This is a genomic window from Pseudalkalibacillus decolorationis (genome assembly GCF_024609785.1).
In the GTDB taxonomy this organism is placed as follows: domain Bacteria; phylum Bacillota; class Bacilli; order Bacillales; family Fictibacillaceae; genus Pseudalkalibacillus; species Pseudalkalibacillus decolorationis.
Map to the genome: position 1 here is coordinate 1 of NZ_JANHJQ010000012.1, position 20,202 is coordinate 20,202.

The 20,202-nt window shown below is 39.4% G+C and carries 24 protein-coding genes; 13 read left to right on the forward strand and 11 right to left on the reverse strand.

Translation table 11 applies throughout. The annotated features are described in order from the left end of the window. Positions 1–154: 154 nt before the first annotated feature. On the reverse strand, positions 155–610 hold the full coding sequence (locus NON16_RS12630; RefSeq protein ID WP_257349490.1) for a DUF3052 domain-containing protein: 456 nt from the start codon (positions 608–610) through the stop codon (positions 155–157). A 230-nt stretch (positions 611–840) separates the two neighbouring features. Between NON16_RS12630 and NON16_RS12635 the strand changes: the two genes are divergently transcribed. Genes NON16_RS12635 through NON16_RS12645 form a run of 3 tightly spaced genes read left to right on the forward strand, consistent with a single transcriptional unit; the run spans position 841 to position 2,475 of the window. Continuing rightward, positions 841–1,170, forward strand: coding sequence for a PadR family transcriptional regulator (locus NON16_RS12635; RefSeq protein WP_257349491.1), 330 nt, complete (start codon positions 841–843; stop codon positions 1,168–1,170). Continuing rightward, a complete protein-coding gene (locus tag NON16_RS12640; RefSeq protein WP_257349492.1) occupies positions 1,157–1,711 on the forward strand; it encodes a DUF1700 domain-containing protein in 555 nt (184 codons plus the stop codon). Before NON16_RS12635 ends, NON16_RS12640 begins: the two co-directional genes overlap by 14 nt. Further along, complete coding sequence (locus NON16_RS12645) at positions 1,708–2,475, forward strand: toast rack family protein (RefSeq protein WP_257349493.1); 768 nt, start codon at positions 1,708–1,710, stop codon at positions 2,473–2,475. The genes NON16_RS12640 and NON16_RS12645 overlap by 4 nt, the downstream gene beginning before the upstream one ends. Positions 2,476–2,546: 71 nt before the next feature. Here the strand turns inward: NON16_RS12645 and NON16_RS12650 are convergent, their stop codons facing one another. Further along, entirely contained in the window at positions 2,547–2,711 is a 165-nt protein-coding gene (locus tag NON16_RS12650; protein WP_257349494.1) for a hypothetical protein, read from the reverse strand. A gap of 160 nt (positions 2,712–2,871) precedes the next feature. Here NON16_RS12650 and NON16_RS12655 point away from each other — a divergent pair, with 160 nt between their 5' ends. Continuing rightward, positions 2,872–3,735 (forward strand): hypothetical protein, encoded by an 864-nt coding sequence (locus NON16_RS12655; RefSeq protein ID WP_257349495.1) that lies wholly within the window; start codon positions 2,872–2,874, stop codon positions 3,733–3,735. Here the strand turns inward: NON16_RS12655 and NON16_RS12660 are convergent. Together NON16_RS12660 and cls are read right to left on the reverse strand one after the other, a co-directional pair. Beyond that, complete coding sequence (locus tag NON16_RS12660) at positions 3,712–3,999, reverse strand: hypothetical protein (protein ID WP_257349496.1); 288 nt, start codon at positions 3,997–3,999, stop codon at positions 3,712–3,714. The two genes, NON16_RS12655 and NON16_RS12660, sit on opposite strands and share 24 nt — an antisense overlap. 77 nt (positions 4,000–4,076) lie before the next feature. Beyond that, positions 4,077–5,579 carry a cardiolipin synthase gene (cls, locus tag NON16_RS12665; RefSeq protein ID WP_257349497.1) on the reverse strand — a complete coding sequence of 501 codons (1,503 nt, stop codon included), beginning with the start codon at positions 5,577–5,579 and terminating at the stop codon, positions 4,077–4,079. Positions 5,580–5,796: 217 nt separating this feature from the next. Here cls and NON16_RS12670 point away from each other — a divergent pair, with 217 nt between their 5' ends. Continuing rightward, positions 5,797–6,795: a F510_1955 family glycosylhydrolase gene (locus tag NON16_RS12670; protein ID WP_257349498.1), complete on the forward strand. Its 999-nt coding sequence runs from the start codon at positions 5,797–5,799 to the stop codon at positions 6,793–6,795. Between the two features lie 300 nt (positions 6,796–7,095). Here the strand turns inward: NON16_RS12670 and NON16_RS12675 are convergent, their stop codons facing one another. Both NON16_RS12675 and NON16_RS12680 read right to left on the reverse strand, forming a co-directional pair. Then, positions 7,096–7,527, reverse strand: coding sequence for a CBS domain-containing protein (locus tag NON16_RS12675; RefSeq protein ID WP_257349499.1), 432 nt, complete (start codon positions 7,525–7,527; stop codon positions 7,096–7,098). A gap of 286 nt (positions 7,528–7,813) precedes the next feature. Beyond that, positions 7,814–8,485 (reverse strand): MOSC domain-containing protein, encoded by a 672-nt coding sequence (locus tag NON16_RS12680; RefSeq protein WP_257349500.1) that lies wholly within the window; start codon positions 8,483–8,485, stop codon positions 7,814–7,816. Between the two features lie 179 nt (positions 8,486–8,664). On the opposite strand from NON16_RS12680, the gene NON16_RS12685 reads away from it, so the two are divergent. Both NON16_RS12685 and NON16_RS12690 read left to right on the forward strand, forming a co-directional pair. Beyond that, complete coding sequence (locus NON16_RS12685; protein WP_257349501.1) at positions 8,665–9,081, forward strand: MarR family winged helix-turn-helix transcriptional regulator; 417 nt, start codon at positions 8,665–8,667, stop codon at positions 9,079–9,081. Positions 9,082–9,285: 204 nt separating this feature from the next. Then, positions 9,286–9,819 carry a GNAT family N-acetyltransferase gene (locus tag NON16_RS12690; protein WP_257349502.1) on the forward strand — a complete coding sequence of 178 codons (534 nt, stop codon included), beginning with the start codon at positions 9,286–9,288 and terminating at the stop codon, positions 9,817–9,819. Between the two features lie 86 nt (positions 9,820–9,905). On the opposite strand, the gene NON16_RS12695 is transcribed toward NON16_RS12690, so the two are convergent. From NON16_RS12695 to NON16_RS12710, 4 genes are all read right to left on the reverse strand, one after another. Continuing rightward, positions 9,906–10,586 carry a class F sortase gene (locus tag NON16_RS12695; protein ID WP_257349503.1) on the reverse strand — a complete coding sequence of 227 codons (681 nt, stop codon included), beginning with the start codon at positions 10,584–10,586 and terminating at the stop codon, positions 9,906–9,908. A gap of 138 nt (positions 10,587–10,724) precedes the next feature. Further along, positions 10,725–12,074: a copper amine oxidase gene (locus NON16_RS12700; protein ID WP_257349504.1), complete on the reverse strand. Its 1,350-nt coding sequence runs from the start codon at positions 12,072–12,074 to the stop codon at positions 10,725–10,727. Between the two features lie 317 nt (positions 12,075–12,391). Further along, entirely contained in the window at positions 12,392–13,189 is a 798-nt protein-coding gene (locus NON16_RS12705) for an anti-sigma factor (protein WP_257349505.1), read from the reverse strand. Beyond that, on the reverse strand, positions 13,182–13,748 hold the full coding sequence (locus NON16_RS12710; protein WP_257349507.1) for an RNA polymerase sigma factor: 567 nt from the start codon (positions 13,746–13,748) through the stop codon (positions 13,182–13,184). The genes NON16_RS12705 and NON16_RS12710 overlap by 8 nt, the downstream gene beginning before the upstream one ends. A gap of 204 nt (positions 13,749–13,952) precedes the next feature. Between NON16_RS12710 and NON16_RS12715 the strand changes: the two genes are divergently transcribed. The 6 genes from NON16_RS12715 to NON16_RS12740 all read left to right on the forward strand — a co-directional run bounded on the left by NON16_RS12715 (position 13,953) and on the right by NON16_RS12740 (position 19,685). After that, positions 13,953–14,795, forward strand: a complete 843-nt coding sequence (locus NON16_RS12715) for an alpha/beta fold hydrolase (protein ID WP_257349508.1) — start codon at positions 13,953–13,955, stop codon at positions 14,793–14,795. A 389-nt stretch (positions 14,796–15,184) separates the two neighbouring features. Next, positions 15,185–15,799, forward strand: a complete 615-nt coding sequence (locus NON16_RS12720; protein WP_257349509.1) for a copper resistance CopC family protein — start codon at positions 15,185–15,187, stop codon at positions 15,797–15,799. After that, the gene (locus NON16_RS12725; RefSeq protein ID WP_257349510.1) at positions 15,796–16,878 is read left to right on the forward strand and encodes a copper resistance D family protein; all 1,083 of its coding nucleotides are present in this window, start codon (positions 15,796–15,798) and stop codon (positions 16,876–16,878) included. The genes NON16_RS12720 and NON16_RS12725 overlap by 4 nt, the downstream gene beginning before the upstream one ends. Before the next feature lie 226 nt (positions 16,879–17,104). Continuing rightward, positions 17,105–18,688: a GAF domain-containing sensor histidine kinase gene (locus tag NON16_RS12730; RefSeq protein ID WP_257349730.1), complete on the forward strand. Its 1,584-nt coding sequence runs from the start codon at positions 17,105–17,107 to the stop codon at positions 18,686–18,688. Between the two features lie 28 nt (positions 18,689–18,716). Then, positions 18,717–19,364, forward strand: a complete 648-nt coding sequence (locus NON16_RS12735; protein WP_257349512.1) for a response regulator — start codon at positions 18,717–18,719, stop codon at positions 19,362–19,364. 72 nt (positions 19,365–19,436) lie between these two features. Continuing rightward, positions 19,437–19,685: a YusU family protein gene (locus NON16_RS12740; RefSeq protein WP_257349513.1), complete on the forward strand. Its 249-nt coding sequence runs from the start codon at positions 19,437–19,439 to the stop codon at positions 19,683–19,685. 177 nt (positions 19,686–19,862) lie between these two features. On the opposite strand, the gene NON16_RS12745 is transcribed toward NON16_RS12740, so the two are convergent. Next, positions 19,863–20,015 carry a hypothetical protein gene (locus NON16_RS12745; RefSeq protein WP_257349515.1) on the reverse strand — a complete coding sequence of 51 codons (153 nt, stop codon included), beginning with the start codon at positions 20,013–20,015 and terminating at the stop codon, positions 19,863–19,865. Positions 20,016–20,202 lie beyond the last annotated feature (187 nt).

Here is a 20,202-nt window from a genome sequence, read left to right on the forward strand (position 1 = left end):
AATATTAAAACTAATGGATTAAAAACGAGGTCATTATAGACAATTTTATTCAATAAAAAAGACGACTTTAAATTCAAAAAGTGAATTTAAGTCGTCTTTTTCAATACAGTAATCCATTTTACAGAAAATACGCTAGTTTTTCAGTGGCTTCGATTTAATGTTGGCGGGCTTTTCCTTTCTCACTCCATGTCATCTTTTTATTTCGAGTGAATGATTGGATTTGATCGACGTGCCTGAATCTTAAAGCTGACCAGTCTTCATCGATGGCTACCTGACGAACTGGCTCAAAGTCAACAGTTCCAAGCGGTTCCCAGCCTATATCTCTTGTTATATCTGATTTGTAACGTTTCGATGATTTTTTAGGGTAGGCGAGCCAGACTATCGCTTCCACAGCTAACAACGGAACTACTTCTGAGACATAACGTTCAATGTCACCTTTATTAATAGCAAATATGAGAACAAAGTTGATTTTCGTTTCTTTATCCACTTCCTCCAACACGGTAACTTCTTCAGCAAGTTCTTTCTTTAGAGGTTCAAATTCCTCAGGTGTATTCACAACCAAAACTTCATGTTGATTTTTAAAGTTCATCTTTTTTAAAAGTGGATGCATCGTTTTCCTCCCTGATCCATTTTCTATCATTAGAATACCCCATGTATACAAAAAAGCAACCTTCTAGAATCTTCGCTCAAGGTCGCTTCGATTCTTCGACAAACACAAAAGCATTTTATGGAAATATTTTTCAATTAGTACCTTGCAATGTATAGTAGCTGGTGGTATATTATATTTAGATCAGTACTATACATTAAACAATACTATATGAAAAGTAGGTGTTGAATTCAATGAACCCTCAGTTTAAGAAGGGTGTTCTAACATTGTGTGTCATGGTGATGGCTTCAAAAAAGGACCGTTATGGTTATGAACTAGCAAACAGCATTTCAGAGAAGTTCGCCATCTCTGAGGGCACAGTCTATCCGGTTCTTCGGAGGCTCACGAAAGATGATTATTTTACAACTTATCTAAAGGAATCTCAGGAAGGTCCACCGCGTAAGTATTACCGATTAACTGAGAGCGGAAAAGGGGAAATGCTCGAGTTGATCAATGAGTGGAGAACATTTTCAGACGGTGTGGAGAGGATTATTAAGGAGGGGTTAACGGATGTTGAGAAGTGAGTTTATGAATGAGCTTGAACGATTGCTTAAAGATCTTCCAGAAGCGGAACAACAGGAGATCCTTTTCGATTATAAAGAGCATTTTGAAATCGGCAAGCAAGATGGAAAATCTGAGGAAGAGGTTTCTGATTCACTTGGGAGTCCAAGATCGATAGCTAACGAACTTAAGGCAGACTTTCATATCAATCAAGCTAAAGAGAATCAATCAGTCAATACTATTTCGAAGGCTGTCATTGCTACATTAAGCTTGGGATTCTTCAATCTTATCTTTGTCTTGGGGCCGTTTATAGGACTTGTAGGAGTAATGCTTGGTCTTTACACAGCTACGCTTGCTCTTGTGGCTTCACCTATCTTCATCCTAATCAAAATAATTGTATCAAGTGATCCTGGAATTCTAGAAGCACTGTTTGTCATGATGACCACGGGTGGGCTCGGTGTACTTTTATCTATAGGCATGATTTATGTGACGAAGGCTTTCTATTTTGTAATCGTAAAATATTTACAGTTTAATTTAAAGATTATTAGGGGGGACAATTCGTGAATCTGAAAGAATTGAATTTGAAAAAAATTGTATTCACTGCACTTTCAATATTTGTTATTGGAGCAGTTGGTATGACTGTAATGGGCTTTCAATCATTTAATTCACCAGAAAAAAGTGAGGAGTATACTAAATCTGTTCCACTTAGTGGTGCAAAATCTGTGGAAGCCGAGATTGAATTGGGAGTAGCCGAACTAAGTGTAACTGGAGGAGCAGAGGAACTACTGAAAGGGTTCTTTCAATTCGATGACGATAGTGAAAAACCACAAATTGACTATGAAGTGGATGGAGAGAGAGGAGAACTTGAAGTTTCAAGCGAAGAAGATGATTCATTCTTTAACTTTGATATAGGGTTTAATTTTGGGAAATCCATAACTGAATGGGAATTAAAGCTTAATAATAAAGTCCCTCTTCACTTGAAAGTTGCGACAGGTGTTGGAGATAGTAAATTGAATCTAAGTGATTTAAACCTTACAGGATTACAGATTGATTCAGGTGTTGGGGATTCTGTAATCGACCTGAGTGGAGATTGGAAAAAAAGTTTCAATGTTAGGATCGATGGAGGAGTCGGAGATACAAAGTTAATTATCCCTAAAGATGCTGGTGTTCGAATTAAAGTAGATAATGGTGTCGGAGAGATGACAATGCAGGGATTAACGATCGATGGAGATTACTATATGAATGAAGCGTATGAAAAATCAGATGTAAAGATAGAAATTGATCTGAGCGTTGGTGTTGGAGACGTTGAAGTAATAACAGGAGTGTAAAAAGTAATTGAATTTTACACGAAAAACCTGACTGGATAATTTCCCCAGTTCAGGTTTTTTAAGTTAACAATTTACCCTTGTACGCTTCTATTTTCCTCGTTTTTATCATTATAGTTCGTTTCCATCAATTGCTGCTCTTGTTCTTCTTTAACCCCAGGGTGAATCGTTCGTTCATCCACCTCTCGGATTGTTGGATGTTCGATTTCAACTGTTTTTCGTTTCGGTTGATTTTTCATTTTTTTCATACCTCCTTATCCCTAGCTTCTCCAATTCGAACGTTCCCATCGATCTAAAAAATGGTACTTACTGTCGGACAATATTTACCTGTTATAAGGATTCAGTTCTTGCAAAAAAATATAATAAAAACTTGGAACGTAAAGGGAAATGGAGAAAAAGATGAAACACAAAATGATAATCAGTTCTTTGAGCTTGGTTCTTACATTCAGCTCCTATCAGACGACGATGGCACAATCAAAGGTAGATAAACTTCCTACAATTTTGGATGGAAGTAGTCATTTCCCATATGACATTGAATTAAAACCATGGAATGAAACAAATAAGATTATTCCTACGGGGGAGATTTTTGAAGTGATTGATCGGAAAACGGGGTTGATTTTTCAAGTCCAACGAAGGGCGGGTTCACAACATGCAGATGTCCAACCGTTAACCGAAACGGATACAGCAATTATGAAGGCTATTTATAATGGGAAATGGAGCTGGAAAAGAAGAGCCATTTACATCAAAAAGGGTAAGCATATGATTGCCGCTTCTATGCACGGCATGCCACACGGGGCTGGTGCGTTATCAAACAATTTTCCTGGCCATTTTTGCATCCATTTACCTGGAAGTACAGTTCATACGACAGATAAGGAAGACCCTACTCACCAATTAATGATTTTGAAAGCTGCTGGTAAGCTGGACGATTATTTAAATAATGCTACAAGTGAGGAAATGGCTGAAGTATTCACTCATGCAGTGAATCAGGAGGACTTCACCATTTTAAGAAAAACGATTATTGAGGATATAAACAAAAAGAAGCTTGATCGGTTGGTTCTCATTGATCCCGTGAAAGTTCAACAAGAGCATGAACCGACGTCGATCCTTAAAGTTGAATTTCCGGTTAAGGTACACTACATGACAGGGAGTGGCCAAGAGAGAAAAAAAACCAACGTAACGGTTTACCGAGACAGTATAACCGCACGTTGGTATATCGATATAAACGAACTATTCCATAAATTAGGGATGAATGACAAAGCTTAATGCAACAAAGCCAAATGTAAAAAGAAAAGCAGCAAGAATCGAAGTGATTAACGTAAACCCCCACCACGGAATCATACTGAGAACATCCTCTTCAACGTTAAGAGTAATCGAGGCTAGATGGTCACGAAAATTACGGTCATCTGCCTCTTTTCTAAGATGTGCTTTTTCCTTTTCAACGAACCGAAACATGAAACCGGGACTTGCAGCTATTAATAAACCGATCAACCAAAATCCAATAGGAATAACCCAGCCAATACCAACCATACACAGTCACCTCTAATAACAATATAGTTATCATTAGTATGTACGGTTTGAAAGGATTCATGAAAAAAGAATCTAACTCAAAGAACAGGTGAAAACAGACGGGCAAAGGATTCTTTTGTCCTTAGTAAAAGGTTCCGTTTAAAGTGTGTTTCTTTGTTGATTTCAATGCTATCCTCAATATCCTCAAGGTAATGGTTAGCTAACGATTCAATCGTGGCGGTTTGGAACATGAATAAATTGACCTCGAAGTTAAGGTGGAAGCTTCGTAAGTCTACATTAGCAGTACCAAGCGTTGCAAATGATCCATCAATAATAATTGTCTTTTGGTGATGGAATCCTTTTTGGTATAAATAGACCTTTACACCGTATCGTAACAACTCACTGAAGTAGGATCGAGTGGCGTATTGAGTAAGAAATCCATCGTTTGTTTCAGGGACGATAAGCCGAACATCAATTCCTTTTACAGCTGCAATTAATAAGGCAGTACGAATTTCCTTACTGGGAATAAAATAGGGTGTTACAATCCAAATCGATTTCTTTGCTGTAGTGATCATGCTGTAATAGAGATAACTCATGACACCTTGAGAAGTATCCGGGCCACTTGGAACGACCTGAACTCCACCATCTTCTTCGGCAGGCTGTACACTTAAATAGCGTTCGTTAAATAACGATTGTTCACTGACATAGTTCCAGTCGAGAAGGAAGATGCGATGAAGGTCCCGCAACGCTTCCCCTTTTACAATCATATGGGTATCACGCCAAAATCCAAAATATGGATTGCGTCCTAAATATTCATCACCTACATTCAATCCACCCGTGAATCCAATCCTTCCATCAATAACGACAATTTTTCTGTGATTACGAAAGTTTAATTTCTGATTAAAGAATCCTTTTTGGATTGGTAAAAAGCTATACACTTCAACACCGGACTTCTTCATTTGCATAATTGCCTTGTCCGATAATTTCAGACTACCGATTCCATCAAAAATAAACCGAACCTCCACACCATTTTCTGCTTTTTCACTAAGAACCGAAATAAGCTCATTACCAATCGTGTCAGCACGGAAGATATAGTACTCCATATGAATAAAGTCTTCTGCTGTTTTCAACTCATCGATCAGTCTGCGAAACTTCTCATCGCCATTTTTTAAGATCTCCGTACTAGAAAAGAAGCTGATCGTTTGACCACTGAAAGAGGTAATCATTTGTGAAAATTCTTGTTGGGATTCATTAAGAAGATTCCATTTTTCAGATGGACTGTTCGTATGGTGCATTCTCTCTATCTGCTCACTATCATGCGAGCGTTTTTGTTCAAATAAATGCCCTTTAACTTCTAATTGACCAGAATAAATAAAGAAGATATAACCGATGACTGGTAAAAATAATATTGCATATATCCACAATAATGTCTTGTATGGAGACCGATTTTCAAGCATAAGTACATAACAAATTGAGAACACAATACCTATATAGATTGCTGCAGCCGCTAGTTTAATGTAGAGTTGAAGTCCTGTAAAAAAAACAATTGCAAAACATAAAATGATAATAATACATAGCAAAAATTGCCGTGTCCGTTTCATTGAATTTCCTCCTGAAATCGTTGGTTGCTATACCTATAATACCTTTTTTGTGCAAGTAGAACGAACTTAACGGTTCATCGATCATTCTTTAGGTGATAGTCAATATTCAATTGTTAAAAGTTAGTCAAGAATGTAGAAGGGATATTATAAGGTTTATGGTACGGTATAGGGTAAGGAAAAAGAAGCAGTTAAAATAACATCAGGTGGTGGATAGTAAATGAAAATGAAGTGGATGGCTGCCTTAGTTATGGTCATGCTACTATTTGTAAGTGCATGTGGTAATAATGAGAAAGACAACCAACAAGATGAGTCTTCACAAAAGAACAATACTGAAAAAGAATCTCCAGAGCAAAGTGAACTGGGACCGAGGTTTTCGGTGGACAAGTCTGGTTATTATAAAAAGATTAATGAAATTCAGGTTGACCATGTCCACGGTCTCGGATATGCCGGAAACAATAACACGGTTTTCATTGCTTCTCATCATGGCCTAATTACGGTAAAAGATGGAAAATGGTATCGACCTAAAGGTAATCAGCATGATTTTATGGGCTTTTCCGCGACGGAGAAGGGCTTCTATTCAAGCGGACATCCTGGGGAAGGATCCACACTTCCAAATCCGATTGGCCTCGTTAGTTCCACAAATGGAGGAGAAAACCTCAAGAAATTAGGATTCACAGGCCAATCTGATTTTCACTATTTAACTGTGGGATATAATAGTAGTGCGATTTATTTAGTTAACCAGCATCCGAATGATCAGTTAGGTACAGGAATGTATTATAGCTTAAATGATGGTGGAAGTTGGGAGCAGAGTGAAATGAAAGGCATACCATCTGATGCGGCATACCTTTTTGCTCATCCGACTGACGAAAATAAAATTGGGCTGACTTCCTCTGATGGTGTTTATGTGTCAACCAATAACGGTGATACTTTTGAACGAGCGACAAAAAGTACTGTCGTTACGGCTGCCCATTTTACTGAAGAATCATTGTTATATACGACAGCTGAGGGCAAGCTTTTTGAGCAATCCTTTAAGGATAAAAGTAACCTGAAAGATTGGAATTCACCTGAACTGGGGCAGGAAGAGGCGATTATGTATCTTGCTCAGAATCCTCAACAAAATGAGGAGGTTACCTTTATTACTTCGAAAAATAATGTATTTCAGACAACAGATGGTGGGAAAACGTGGGTACAATTAATGGATAATGGAACGATATAACTTTCATTGGAATAACATTAAACGAAATCCACTTTGCCGTTGACATATCTCTAAGTTTCACTGCAACCCATGATTTATAGGGGCAAACTCCCTCTGCATGGCAACTTTTTTGATAAAGAACACGATATAACGAATAAAAAGGCTGATCCGCTATTTGCGAATCAGCCTCTTTAGCCATTACATTTGTACAATGTCTAGCTCAGCGCCTAACCCTTTGGATCACTTCTTGGCTAACCCGGGCGCTCGCTTTTCGGCCTGCTCCAGTGCTGTGCTTATCATACCTAAACAGAGGGCTTAGGCTTAAGCTCTTTCAGCTTCCTTTTTCTCCCAAATAAGGCTTGCACAATATTTAATAATGTCTCTGCGACGAATGATTCCAATAAAGTGTCCGTTATCATCAGTTATTGGAATGAAATTTTGGTCTGTGGCTAAAGGTATTAAATCTTCCATATTTGCATTAATTGTTATCGGAATATTTTTCACTCTTTGAGGGACATCTTTTAATCTGATTTTTTGGACTTCATCATATTCTTCTTCAGCTTCAAGATCTTCTTTTAATTTCCACAATAGGTCACCCTCGGTTAAGGTACCAGTGTATTTCCCTTCATTATCAACAAGGGGTACTGACGTATACTTATGAAAAGACATTTTTTCAAGCGCTTGACGTATAGTGGATTCAGGGTTCAAAAACTTCACTTCACTTTTCGGTAGTAAGTAAAAGCTAATATTCATCTGAACTCTTCCTTTCAAAAACAATAATTCCTGTTAGCCAGTCACTTTTTGAACAACCTCTTCTAGTATAGTATAAATTGAATGATTTTCATAACCGTAACTGTATGAATGTCGTTAACATATATAGATGCGTCTATTCTTTTCTTACACGTTAAGAAAGTATAAAAGTTTGCGGCATGGATGTAATGTCTAGCTTCAGCGCCTAGGTGCTCGAGGTCGCTTCGATTCTTCCACAAACACAAAAAGCGTGTTATGTTACAGAATCTCCAGCGCTTGTCGCACCTGGTCAAGGCGCTTCCGCTTTTCTTATTTTCTCAAGTCGTTTTATAATCCCTTTCCGCCAGCTGCTTGCAAGCGGTTTCAATTGGATGAGGCGTTCAAGTGCTGTTTCATTATCAGGGTCATGATATACAATATGATTCATAGTAGAAATTGAGAATTTTGAAGGATGCTCATAGGTTTTTATAAGCGGATCACCTGGCGTTACCCAGCCCTCTTTTTCAACACGTAAATAAAAGCCAGAATACCCTGTATCCTGTACATACTGAGCTAGCTTTGGTTCATTCCATTTAATTCCGAGCTTAAAGCAAGGTCTCCTAGGCTGTGAAACTTCAACGATTGCTTCGCCTAATTGAAATCGATCACCAATATAAATGTCCGTTTCCGTTATTCCCTCGAGAGTTAGGTTTTCACCGAATGCACCGTCCATCATTTGCTGTTGTAGTATAGATTCCCAATAAGGATAATGCTCAGATGAGTACACACAAATCGCTTTATCAGGTCCTCCGTGGTTTTTAAGGTCAGCTTGTTCGTCTCCATCAAAATTGACCTTTGACAGATAGACTTTTTCCGAAACGTTATATTTATAAATGCCTGACTTAACAGGATTGCGTGTTTCCCCGATTATTTTTGGTTTGCCAACAAGTATAGAACGTACTTTAATGGATTGTGCCGTCATGAATTCTCCTCTCCTTTTTGACACTCCTATTATACCAGATTGTGGAAGGCTATTGTGGGTAAATTCATCAATAACTGAGAATCGGTAAAAAGACGTATAAGGTTTCGAATAATATGTATCTTTGGTATGATAATAGTGATTCATTTTGAAGAACGATTTTGATATATTGGGTGTGGACTATGAATAATCGCCAGTTGTTAATTGCAGATTTAGAAAAGAGCTTTCGTAAAGTATTCCGTATGTTCCGTCGTGAACTAAACGATTTATTTCAGGATCAAATAACATCAATGGAATTTACGTATCTAAAGTTTATAATGGAGAAAAAACAAGTCATGACTTCGATGCTTTCTCAAGAATTTAACGTTTCGACAAGTCATATTACCGCTGTGACTGATCGACTAGTACAACGTGAGCTTGTTACACGGAAAAGAGCTGAGGACGACCGTCGGGTAATCAATCTTTGTATTACGGAAAAAGGCGGAACCTTAGTTCAGATGTTAGAAAAAAGAAAGCATACGTATATGAAAAATAAATTTCAAAATCTTTCTGATGAGGAAATTGAAAAGCTACTTCAATTATTCTCTAAAATTACGTAACTAAAATAGTGCTATCAGGAACGCTTCTGATGGTGCTATTTTTTTTCTTGAGAATAAAGGAATATTCCATCTTATTGTGAATATAGTTTTTATCCGGGCAAAAAGACGTGTTGTCAAAGAAATGTGGTAGCTCAATACAAAAAAATCACATCCCATAGATTAAAGGCCAACATTCTAATTAGATGGGTATCAGAGGGGGTAACAATGAAGAAGTTTCCTGAACTTCATTCAGAAAGGTTAGTTTTAAGAGAAATTAATCAAGGGGATTTAGAGGGAATTTTCGCAATTTTCTCTGATCCAGAGGTGCTTACTTATTATGGTATGGACCCTATCCAATCAAAAGAGGAAGTGAACGATTTAATACAAAAATATCGGGTTGGGTTCGAACATGGTACCGTTTACAGGTGGGCAATCGTCAGAAAAGAAGACAATCAATTTCTAGGGACTTGCGGCTACCATAATTGGCACCATCGTTATTATCGTGCAGAAATTGGTTATGAGCTTTCTCCTGCTTATTGGGGAATGGGATATATGCAGGAGGCGGCTAGTAAAATAATCGAATACGGACATTCTGAACTCGGTATTCATCGTATAGGTGCCTTAATTTCGCCGTTTAATAAAAGCTCGATTCGCTTGGTTGAAAGGCTAGGGTTTAGTAAGGAAGGGGTATTAAAGGATTATGCCTATAGTGGGGAAAGTTATCACGATCTGACCATGTACGCAAAAATTCATTCATGATATTGTATGAGGACAATCTAGCATTAAAAGTAGCAATACTAGGAAAAGATATAAGAACCACAGTACATTGTACTGTGGTTCTTTGGTCATTGTACGAGCTTGGTGTAAACGACTAGGCGATCTGCACGTTCTGTTGTTTCGGGATTATACTCACCAGTACATGTAATTAAGTTAAGTGTACTCGCATATGTGAAACCGAAAATATCCAAAAGTGGCGCGTCTAGGCGTGGGAAAATCTTCTTTTTATAGACTTCAAAGGTTAATGTCTTACCTTTTTTTCCCTTAACGTGAATTTTATCACCTTTTTCTAATTTATGAAGGTTATAAAAGACCGCGGGACTTGTTAAGTCATCTACATGGCCAGCAATTACGGCATTACCTGGGTCTCCTGGTTTGGTGCCAGGCTCATACCAAGCGACATTATCTGTATTATCGGGAACCCCCATACGACCATCCGGTAGCTTACCAACATGTTCGATGTCTGCTTTTACATCAATTGCTGGTATATCGATCGTTACAGGATTAATACCTTTCCGGTTATCCTTAATGATTTCAATATCTTCTGTAGATAGCTTTTCAGCTGACTCTGCTGACTCTTTTGATTCATTTGATTTAGTTTTATTATCAGCTGCTTCTTCATCCGTTTTTTCTTCTGCATTGGAGGATGGCTTCATCTGATTGTCTTCAGCACCTGGTGACTGAGACATGCATCCTGTCAAAAGTAAAATGAGGATAGCAAAGCTTGTTAAGAAAGAAAATCGTTTCATTTATTTTCACCCTTTAGGAGAAAAATAGAGAAGGGGAAGCCCTTCTCTCAATTGGAATTTTTGTTGCATGGATGTAGTCTAAGCTCCAGCGCCCAACCCCTTGATCGTTCGGGGCTAACCAGGGCGCTTGCGCTTTTCTTATTTCTGTTTGCTGAGACGACGAGATACTACAATCGCTGCAGCCATCATTGCAGTTAGTCCTGCTAGAATCATAGCTTCAGTAGACATTCCTTGATCAGCTGTACCGCCCATACCTGTTTTAGGCATTTCATCAGGCATTTCTCCAGCAAACTTATCAGGGAATTGAGCTACAATAGCTCCAGATAATGCTTTAGATGTTCCGAACATATGAGCATATGCTTCACGAATAGTAGGATAAGTTGTTGCATAGTCTTCAGCTACATAAGTGTCAAATGCTTTCACGAGTTGTTCCACATGCATTTGAAGTCCTTCAGCTAATACGTCAGCTGGTACGCGTCCTTCTGTTGCAGTTGAGATGAACTCAGAGAAATTCTTTTTGTATTCGGCAAGAGCATCAAGAGCTGCTTTCTTTGCATCTTCATCTTTTGCACCCGTTGCTTTTACATAATCAACGAAGTTACCAATGTGTGCGGACCACATGTCTTTGAACTTTTGACCAGCTTCTTCACCGTATACTGAACCAATTGCTGCACTTAGGTCTTCAGTGTTAGCAGCTAATGCAGCCGCAGAAGCTTCAAAGTCTTCAGATCCTTCAATACCATTTTGCATTGCCATTGCAGCTAGCCCAGCATGCTCAGAAAGTAGGTAATTTAAGTTTGAGCGTAAATCAGCTGCAGGTGTTACTGCTTTTGTGTTTTCGAATTTTTCAGGGAACTGTTGAACGATCGCACTTGATAGACCTTTACTTACCATGTACATATGATGGATCGCTTCACGTTCATATTTATATGCCTTTTCGAAATCACCTGCAACGTATGCGTTAAAAGCACCGATTAGTTGGTCAACGTGCATTTGTAAACCTTCTGCAAGGGCATCAGCTTCCAGACGCTCATCTGTTGCAGTTGATAGGAAATTAGAGAAATCTTCTTTATACTGTGCTAATTCATCAAGAGCTGCTTTTTTTGCGGCTTCGTCTTCACTAGCAGTTCCTTTTACATAGTCAACGAAGAAGCCAATGTGTGCAGACCACATGTCTTTAAACTTTTGACCTGCTTCATCTCCATAGACAGAAGCGATTGCCGCACTTAAGTCTTCAGTGTTTGCTTGGAGTGCTGCTGCAGATTGTTCGAAGTCAGGAGCGCCATCTACGCCTTTTCTCATTGTTTCAACTGCTAAGTACACGTGCTCACCTAGTAATTTATCAAGTGTTGTTCTCAAATCTACAGCCGGGTTTGTAACCGTTGGCTTGTGCTCGTGTCCTTCGTGTGCAAACGTTGTATTCGCAGCGACAGGGAGTAGTAGTGAAAAGCTGAGTGGTACAGCTACTAAAGTCTTTTTAATATTCATTCCTAAAATCTCTCCTTTATTTTTTATTTCACTAGGCTAACGAGAGAAGTTGAGAGTTTGGATCACTTTTTTTAGACATTTTTTTAAACATTTTTTAAAAGAACTTCCAAAACCCTACAGCGTGGGCTCTGAAGGCTATAATCTTTTTGGTTTTATTTTCAACTTTTGAGATAAAACGATATCATTCGACTTCGATTCCAAACTGAACCCACTCCTTCTCAAAGACACAAAAAACCTGAATGGAGAGGGTTTCTCTCTCATTCAGGTTCTTAATGCAAATGATGCTCAGTTGCGTCAGGTCTTGGCATCGGCCACGTTTATAATTTCGAAGCTAAAATAATATCTCCTTGAGGTTGTTCACTAGTTGGTGTCGGTTCGAGTGTGACTGCAATTGTATCCCAATCGTGTTCACCTTTATAATCTATCGGGAAGGATACAGCCCCTTCACCATTTTCGTTAGGTAGGAATGTACCTGCTCGAAACTTTGAACCGGATTTATCGATCAACCAAACTTGATAGGCTTCTGAACCAGTTAATTGGTTTAGATCGCTCGCTTGGACAACGAGGGCCATGCCACTCTCTTTTTGGATCATCGCTGCCTGTGCGGTTCCACTAAATCCTTCCGTAGCTGCTAATTCCACCCGGTTTACTACTTCATCTGTACCTTCTTCTTCTACCGTATCGATTGCCCCTTCATTAGGGCCTTCATCATTTAAGTAGAAATAGGCATTTGCAGAAAGCGAGAGTAACAGGGATGCGGCCAGGAGTGATTGAATCAATCCTTTATTTCTACGCATTGTACCAATTGAGCGAACATTACTTTCATTCGGCTTGCTTACTTCACTTGTCTGTAAATATTCAGGTGTTTGCTCATTTATTTCATTGTCGATTGGCTGAGCAAAAACGGAAGAAAGAATACGATTCTTCATTCCATCATTTGGTTCAATCGGTTCTGAAGAGAGAGGTAGGTCTTCTGTTAACATTTGCAATTCTTCGAGCTCTACTTGACATTCATTGCAACTAGCCAGGTGCTCTTTAAATTTAGTTTTGTCTATTTCATTCAGGCAATCATTGAAATAATCAAGTAACAAGTCACACGTATTATGCTCATTCATAACCTCTATCCCTCCCTTGCTCAGCGCTGGCTAAATCCTTTTTAAGATGCTTAAGAGCAAGACGAATTCGTCCCTTTACTGTGCCCAGCGGTATTTTTAATGTATCTGCGATTTTTTGCTGTGATAATCCTTTAAAATAAAATAGTTCAACCATTTGCTGTTGTTCTAAAGCCAATTGACTTATAGCAGATCGTATTTCTTTCCCTTTCTCTTTCCATTCCACCATTTCTTCAACAGAAGGTTCCTCGTTTTTAAGGGCATCACGGTCTTCTAATTCATACATGTTTTCATTCTTTTTACGAAGATAATCAATGCCTGTATTTCGAGTTACTGTCAAAATCCAGGATGAAAACTTTCCTTTGGATTCATCGTATATCCCAGGTTTTGTCCAGAGTTTGATAAATACTTCCTGAACGATTTCCTCAGATAGTTCTCTCCTGCGGGTGACCCGGAATGAGAATGAAAAGAGCAATTTCTCATAACGTTCGTATAGGAGCTCTAATGCGTGTTTATCTTGCTTTTGAATACGTTCATAGAGCTCGAGATCTCGTTCACTCATCCGATTCTCCTTTTGTTTACTTATTTACACCTGGCTAATGCTTGGTGTTAACCAAGTTTCCTAACCCAAGCATAAACTAGTTTTTGAATGTTTAAAAGTGAACTTATCTAGCTTACGTTTAAAATAGGGTTTCGGATCACAAAAATAGGGAAATTTCTTCCTAGAGGAGTGACTTTTTTGAGATAGACAGAGAGGAGTGAAGAATTGAAGGCTTGGCAAACACAGATTATCAAAACTGAAAGAGGAACATTTGAGGTATTTACAAAAGGGCATGGGAACCCGCTTTGTGTAACCCATCTCTATTCGGATTTCAATTGCTCGGGTGACCATTTTGCAGATACATTTACAGTAAGACATAAAGTAATACTCGTGAACCTAAAGGGCGCAGGTCAATCGGATCAGCCTCAAAGTGAAGACGAGTACAGTATGGAAGAAACGGTTAAAGATCTTGAGGCGATACGTGATTCAATGGATATAGAACGGTGGGCTTTTGCAGGCCATTCAACCGGGGGGATGCTCGGATTGCTTTATGGAATTCGGTATCCTGAATCCATTAGTCAATTAATAGTTGTCGGAAGTGCAGCCTCTGGAAATTATGCCGATGAATCGGATTGTATTTATCACCAAGACCATCCTAAATTCAATGATATGCAAGATGTGATAAACAAATTGAAGTTACCTTGTTTACATCCTGATGAAAGAAAGTTGTTATCTCGACAACGAACTAGATTATCCCTCTATCGACCTGAGCGTTATGAACGATATTTTTCAGCAAAGATTTTTAAAAAAATTGCGGTTGAACGTTTGGATTATTTTGCAGAAAAAGAGTTTCCACTGTTCGATTATCGAGTTCAATTAAGAGAACTTAAAGTTCCGACACTGATCATTTGTGGAGAGCATGATGTGCAATGTCCCATTCGCTGTTCGTATGAAATGAATCGATTAATCCCCACCTCTACATTCTTGTGTTTTCAAGAGAGCAATCATTATCCCTTTCTCGAGGAAAAAGAACGATTTCAATTTGCAATTCACTCATTTTTACTTTAAGTGCACGTTCAAAAGGAGGATAAAAAGAGCCGAGAAGTTCGAGGCGCGAAAAGTCTTGAGGACCGGAACGACGAGCGGTACTTGCATAAATACTACGAGTTGTACCGAGGAAGCTTACTTCCATGGACACGCATGTAGACGCAGGTACATATGGAACTTCGACTAACTACTTCACGTCCTGTGAAAACGTCGAAGTCAGCACGTCCTGTGCAAGTCCGAAGAGACCGAGCAACGAAGAAATTCGAAAGCTATTTTTACCGGACTTTTTGAACAACCTCTTTAAGTGCACGTTCTTTCTAAAAAGGAACGTTATGTGAACGAAGTAGAATCCGAACAGTACAGGTGGTAAGATGGATTCGTACAATTAAACGAAAGGATCTGACCATCTTATGCCAAAACCATTACTTTTAATTGCAACTATTATAATGACAATCTTACTAGTTCCGGTTGTATCATATGCACATTCTACATTAGAGGGTTCGACACCAGCTAGTGGAGAAACCGTTAACTATTCGGTTGATGTTCTTACACTTAAATTTAATACTCCTATTAAAGATGGAAGTACCGTTACGCTTACATCTGATAAAGGTGAGGATATAGAAGTTGGTTCAGTTAGTATTCAGGAGAATAACATGCTCGTACAGCTTTCTGAAACGCTACCATCTGGTGTATATACCGTTCATTATGAAATTGTCGGTGGAGACACCCATATTGTAGATGGAGATTATACCTTCACCGTCAAAGCGAATTCAGCCGAACAGAAAAATGGTGAAGAGAATGAACCAAAACCGGAAGCAGAGGAGCCTTCTTCTGAGCAGTCGACTGAAGACGATACGAACGAGAAAAATGCTGCAGAAAAAAGCTCAAATGCGCAGAATGTACCATCTGAACAACCCGAGGAAGATGGAGGCCTCTCTGGATCGATGATTGCTATTGCAACAGTTCTTATTGCCATAGGACTTGGTTTCATTTGGTGGGTGATGCGGAAGAAGGGTTCTGAATGATCATTTTCTTTAAAGGGATTCTTTATCTCGCATTCTCCTTTTTGCTTGGGGGATTAATACTTGAATCGATTCCGAAGCATAGGAAACCAAATGTGAAGGTTCCTAAAGAACTTCTACTTTGGTCAATCGTACTGATCCCTATTTTGATTTTTGTCCTCCTTTTACAGATTATCCAGTACCTATCACAAAGCATTGGCTATTGGGAAACATTTACCTCTGTATTGTTTAACTTTGATGTTGGAAAAGCATGGCTTGCAAGTATTTTAATAGCAGTCGTCCTGTATCTCTTAGTTCGACGAAACGAGTTGCAGGAAACAACATTTTACGCAAGATTAGGGGCATTTCTGACAGTTGTATTAATTAGCTCCTATTCCTTTTCAAGTCATGCTGCATCTCTGTATCCGTTGCTTGGATTTTTCGCACACTTTCTCCATGTAGTCGCTGTTTCAGCATGGATCGGCGTTCTTTTTTATGTCGCCTGGTTTTCGAATAAACGCTCAGAGTGGATTCCGTTTCTAAACTGGTATACTCCGTTTTCAATTGGTGCGGTTCTGCTGTTATCAGGCGGCGGTTTGCTCTTGACCGAAATAGTAGCGCCTCAATACATCGACGCATGGGTGCTCAGTTATGGACAAGCCCTTTTGATGAAACATTTGCTATTAATTCCAGTCCTGCTCTATGCGGTCTTACACGGATTCTTTTTGAAAAGATCATTGCTGAAAAAGGGAGAAGCCAACGTTAAACGTTCTCTGCAAGGCGAAGCGATTATCATTCTTGTTGTCTTCGGTGTTACGGGCTTTTTATCACAACAGACTCCTCCTCATGAGGTTTGGAGGACATTGTTGCAGAACTCTCCATCTCCATTTTTCTTAAAATGGTTTGACGGCTCGATTGATGAAAAATCCATCATTTCCTTTGTTGCAACATCTGAAACCTATATGTGGGCTGCCGGTGCATTGGTTATGTTACTGTTTACAGCTTACACAGTAATTAAACGGTGGCCAGGTTGGATAGGTGCACTACTCGGAGTCGCAGCATCCGCTCTAGCATATGCTGCATTAATGTCCGGTGTTGTATAGAATCTACAGCTTTAGTCGTAGAAAAGAATTAAACTTCTTAGACGAAAGTATTAGAGTAGAACCCTCCTTTTTCCGGAGGGTTTTTTCGTTCGTATAGGTTATGATGAAGCTAAAAGAGGTAGGTTCTCTGGGAGGGTGCTTCCGCTTTTCTTGTGGTAATCTGGAATTAGATTATAAATGATAGTTTTTTGAGCGATTGATGAGGGTGGTGTAGGTTTTGTCGAGGGTGAATACATTGAAAATCATTGCCGAAACATTGAATCAATCCAATGATTTACGCGAAGTGCTTCAATCAGTGCTTGAAAAGCTTTTAGAAATCACAGGGCTTTCCACAGGCTGGATCTTTTTAATAGATGAGGAGCCTATTTATTCTTTCGTTGCAGATGTGAACTTGCCTCCTGCTTTGTCGTGGGGTGATAAACAGCCGATGTGTAAAGGAAGCTGCTGGTGTTTGGAGAAGATTTGGGATGGACGCCTCCAAAAAGCAGTAAACATAATCAATTGCAAACGAATCGAGGATGCAATCGAACACGATTGGGGTGACACGCAGGCTATTACTCATCATGCAACAGTGCCCCTTATTGCAGGTGGTGAAAAATTCGGTGTCTTAAACATCGCTGCACCACATAAAAATGAATTTACGGAAGATGAATTGGATCTCCTGCAGTCGGTTGCGTTTCAAATTGGGACTGCTATTAAAAGGACCCGACTTTACGAGGCCCAACAACAACGTGCCGAACAGTATACGAAACTAGACGAGATCAGCCGAATGATTTGGAAGATGAACGATCTTCACCTTTTGCCCGAATATGCAGTCGAAAAGATTAGTCATGTCTTTGAACTTAATTCGCTCGCCTTTTTAATAAAAGAAGAGAATGTCCTTGCTTTGCGTTCAATCTCTCATAATGGAACCGCTCAGAATGTTCATAAGCGGTATCGAGTGGATGAATACAGTGCCCCTGAAGAAATTCTCCAATGCTCTTCATTCCGTGAAGATGTTGGACAATATGGTCTATCTCTGGATGATTCATTTATTATTCCTTTATCGATCGGTGAGGAATGGATAGGGTGTTTGATCGGCAATCATTCATCATCGCCGTGGAACAGTATTCATCCGGATGTGATCAAAGCACTTGGCGACCACTTATCGCTTGTGGTCGAAAATGCTCGATTGTACGAAAGAGGCAGGGAGCTCGCTCTGATCGAGGAAAGAAACCGATTAGCCCGAGACCTACATGATTCTGTTAACCAAAAGTTATTTTCGATCAGTTTAACTGCAAGAGGGCTGAAGGAACATGTGAAGCGACTACCAGATAACGATGTATTAATCGAGTCACTTGATGAAATGCAATCTCTTTCTCAAGAAGTCGTTGGGGAGATGAGAGCTATGATCTGGCAGCTTAGGCCTGTTGGGTTAGAAGAAGGGGTAGTCGTCTCGTTGAAAAAATACGGGGAGTCTCTCGGTTTGAAAATTTCAGAACAGATTGAAGGTGTCGGAAATCTACCTCGCCTTGTAGAAGAAACAATGTGGCGTGTCGGACAGGAAGCATTGAACAATGTCCACAAACATGCAAGAACAGATAGTGCCAGCATTAGTTTAAGACGAATGTCCGATCGAGTACAGCTTTCAATCAAGGATGAGGGGCGCGGATTTGTGACCTATTCAAATGGTACTCCTGAATGGTCATTCGGCTTATCAAGCATGAAAGAGAGGACAGAAATCATGGGTGGTTCGCTTGTAATTGATAGTCAAGCGGATGTTGGAACAACAATTATGGTTATCTTTCCAAATAGGTTATTCAAAAAGTAACCGAATGAAATAGGAAGCAGGTGATTGTATGGAAATTAAGGTATTGTTAGTAGATGACCATCTCATGGTACGAAAAGGGCTTCGTTTCTTTCTTGGTACGCAGGATGAGATTGAATTGATTGGGGAAGCCAGCAATGGGGAAGAAGCAATTGAAAAGGTTCATACCCTTCAGCCGGACGTTGTGCTAATGGATTTGACGATGCCCGTTATGGACGGCATTGAGGCGACAAAGCAAATTAAAAACCAATCTCCTGAAGTGAAAATTATCGTACTTACTAGCTTTTCGGATCAAGATCATGTAGTGCCTGCTTTACAGGCAGGTGCGGATGGTTATCAATTGAAAGATATTGAGCCTGATGAGCTTGTAAAATCGATCAAAGCTGTGTACAGCGGAGAAACCCAGTTACATCCTGCAGCTACGACCCAATTGTTAAACCATGTTTCAACAGGTACGAACGGGACAGATTCAGAGCGCGATTTCAATGAGTTAACTCCTAGAGAGAAAGATGTCCTACGCCAAATCACCCTCGGTAAAAACAATAAAGAGATCTCATCGGAACTTTTTATAACTGAAAAAACAGTAAAAACACACGTAAGCAATCTATTAAGTAAACTTGAGCTTCATGATCGAACACAGGCAGCTATCCTCGCGATGAGAAATAAATGGTTCGATTGAGAAAAGGGTCATGATCATTCTTTACATTTAACTTTCATATGGTAAAATGGCTTCAAAAAGCAGGTGAATTGAATGGATGAGAAACTTCGCGAACAGTTCGACGGTCTTCTTACAAAATATACAGAATTGCTGCTTGGTGAATCGGATGATGAATTGAAAGAGAAGGTTCAAACTTGGGCTCTGTATACATATATGTCAAAATCAATGCCACCACTTGTGAAGCACTGGAATGAGCAGTACCCAGATGCCAAAGATGGTATAAAAGAACTCATTAACGAGATTAAAGAGCGGAATGAGCAACACCGTAAAGATCAGCAATGAATTAAGAAGAAAGCGCCCGTTCAGGTGATAAAGAAAAATTGGCTCAGCCAAGCCTTGGCGCCGGCTGAGCCTTAGCTACGCTTATACTATAGAAAGTATTTTTATACTTTCTTAACGTGTAAAGAAAACTTGGCAAGATTTCGCCTTACCAAGTTTCTGTATAATTTTGATAGATATCTACTTTTCGCGATTTGATAGCTCGGATAAACGTTCATTAGCTTCGTCCTCGTCAAATGAACTGTACCACCGATGGTTTTCTCGGTCGAGTATCCGGAAGTGTTTGCTAACGACATTCTGCTGAAGACGATAACCATCTCTACCACTTTCCACCACACTTTTCCTCCCATCGTTCGATCCCTGGGTCGTTCAATACCTTGGTGAGCAAAAATTTCTACGAGCTCAACAGGATCTCCTCCAACCGCACTATGAAGAATTTCACCTTCACGAAAAAGAAAACAACTGACACATCGAAATAAATGCAAACACAAGAAGTTTTCAGGTGATCGTTTCAACCGTA

What these genes read in the sequence shown, in the direction of transcription:
- NON16_RS12635 (WP_257349491.1), top strand. Translation starts at nt 841, where the DNA reads ATGAACCCTCAGTTTAAGAAGGGTGTTCTAACATTGTGTGTCATGGTG.
- NON16_RS12660 (WP_257349496.1), bottom strand. Translation starts at nt 3,999, where the DNA reads ATGGTTGGTATTGGCTGGGTTATTCCTATTGGATTTTGGTTGATCGGT.
- NON16_RS12740 (WP_257349513.1), top strand. Translation starts at nt 19,437, where the DNA reads ATGGATGAGAAACTTCGCGAACAGTTCGACGGTCTTCTTACAAAATAT.
- NON16_RS12725 (WP_257349510.1), top strand. Translation starts at nt 15,796, where the DNA reads ATGATCATTTTCTTTAAAGGGATTCTTTATCTCGCATTCTCCTTTTTG.
- NON16_RS12685 (WP_257349501.1), top strand. Translation starts at nt 8,665, where the DNA reads ATGAATAATCGCCAGTTGTTAATTGCAGATTTAGAAAAGAGCTTTCGT.
- NON16_RS12650 (WP_257349494.1), bottom strand. Translation starts at nt 2,711, where the DNA reads ATGAAAAATCAACCGAAACGAAAAACAGTTGAAATCGAACATCCAACA.
- NON16_RS12695 (WP_257349503.1), bottom strand. Translation starts at nt 10,586, where the DNA reads ATGAAACGATTTTCTTTCTTAACAAGCTTTGCTATCCTCATTTTACTT.
- NON16_RS12720 (WP_257349509.1), top strand. Translation starts at nt 15,185, where the DNA reads ATGCCAAAACCATTACTTTTAATTGCAACTATTATAATGACAATCTTA.
- NON16_RS12700 (WP_257349504.1), bottom strand. Translation starts at nt 12,074, where the DNA reads ATGAATATTAAAAAGACTTTAGTAGCTGTACCACTCAGCTTTTCACTA.
- NON16_RS12710 (WP_257349507.1), bottom strand. Translation starts at nt 13,748, where the DNA reads ATGAGTGAACGAGATCTCGAGCTCTATGAACGTATTCAAAAGCAAGAT.
- NON16_RS12705 (WP_257349505.1), bottom strand. Translation starts at nt 13,189, where the DNA reads ATGAATGAGCATAATACGTGTGACTTGTTACTTGATTATTTCAATGAT.
- NON16_RS12670 (WP_257349498.1), top strand. Translation starts at nt 5,797, where the DNA reads ATGAAAATGAAGTGGATGGCTGCCTTAGTTATGGTCATGCTACTATTT.
- NON16_RS12735 (WP_257349512.1), top strand. Translation starts at nt 18,717, where the DNA reads ATGGAAATTAAGGTATTGTTAGTAGATGACCATCTCATGGTACGAAAA.
- NON16_RS12690 (WP_257349502.1), top strand. Translation starts at nt 9,286, where the DNA reads ATGAAGAAGTTTCCTGAACTTCATTCAGAAAGGTTAGTTTTAAGAGAA.
- NON16_RS12630 (WP_257349490.1), bottom strand. Translation starts at nt 610, where the DNA reads ATGCATCCACTTTTAAAAAAGATGAACTTTAAAAATCAACATGAAGTT.
- NON16_RS12655 (WP_257349495.1), top strand. Translation starts at nt 2,872, where the DNA reads ATGAAACACAAAATGATAATCAGTTCTTTGAGCTTGGTTCTTACATTC.
- NON16_RS12680 (WP_257349500.1), bottom strand. Translation starts at nt 8,485, where the DNA reads ATGACGGCACAATCCATTAAAGTACGTTCTATACTTGTTGGCAAACCA.
- NON16_RS12640 (WP_257349492.1), top strand. Translation starts at nt 1,157, where the DNA reads ATGTTGAGAAGTGAGTTTATGAATGAGCTTGAACGATTGCTTAAAGAT.
- cls (WP_257349497.1), bottom strand. Translation starts at nt 5,579, where the DNA reads ATGAAACGGACACGGCAATTTTTGCTATGTATTATTATCATTTTATGT.
- NON16_RS12675 (WP_257349499.1), bottom strand. Translation starts at nt 7,527, where the DNA reads ATGAATATTAGCTTTTACTTACTACCGAAAAGTGAAGTGAAGTTTTTG.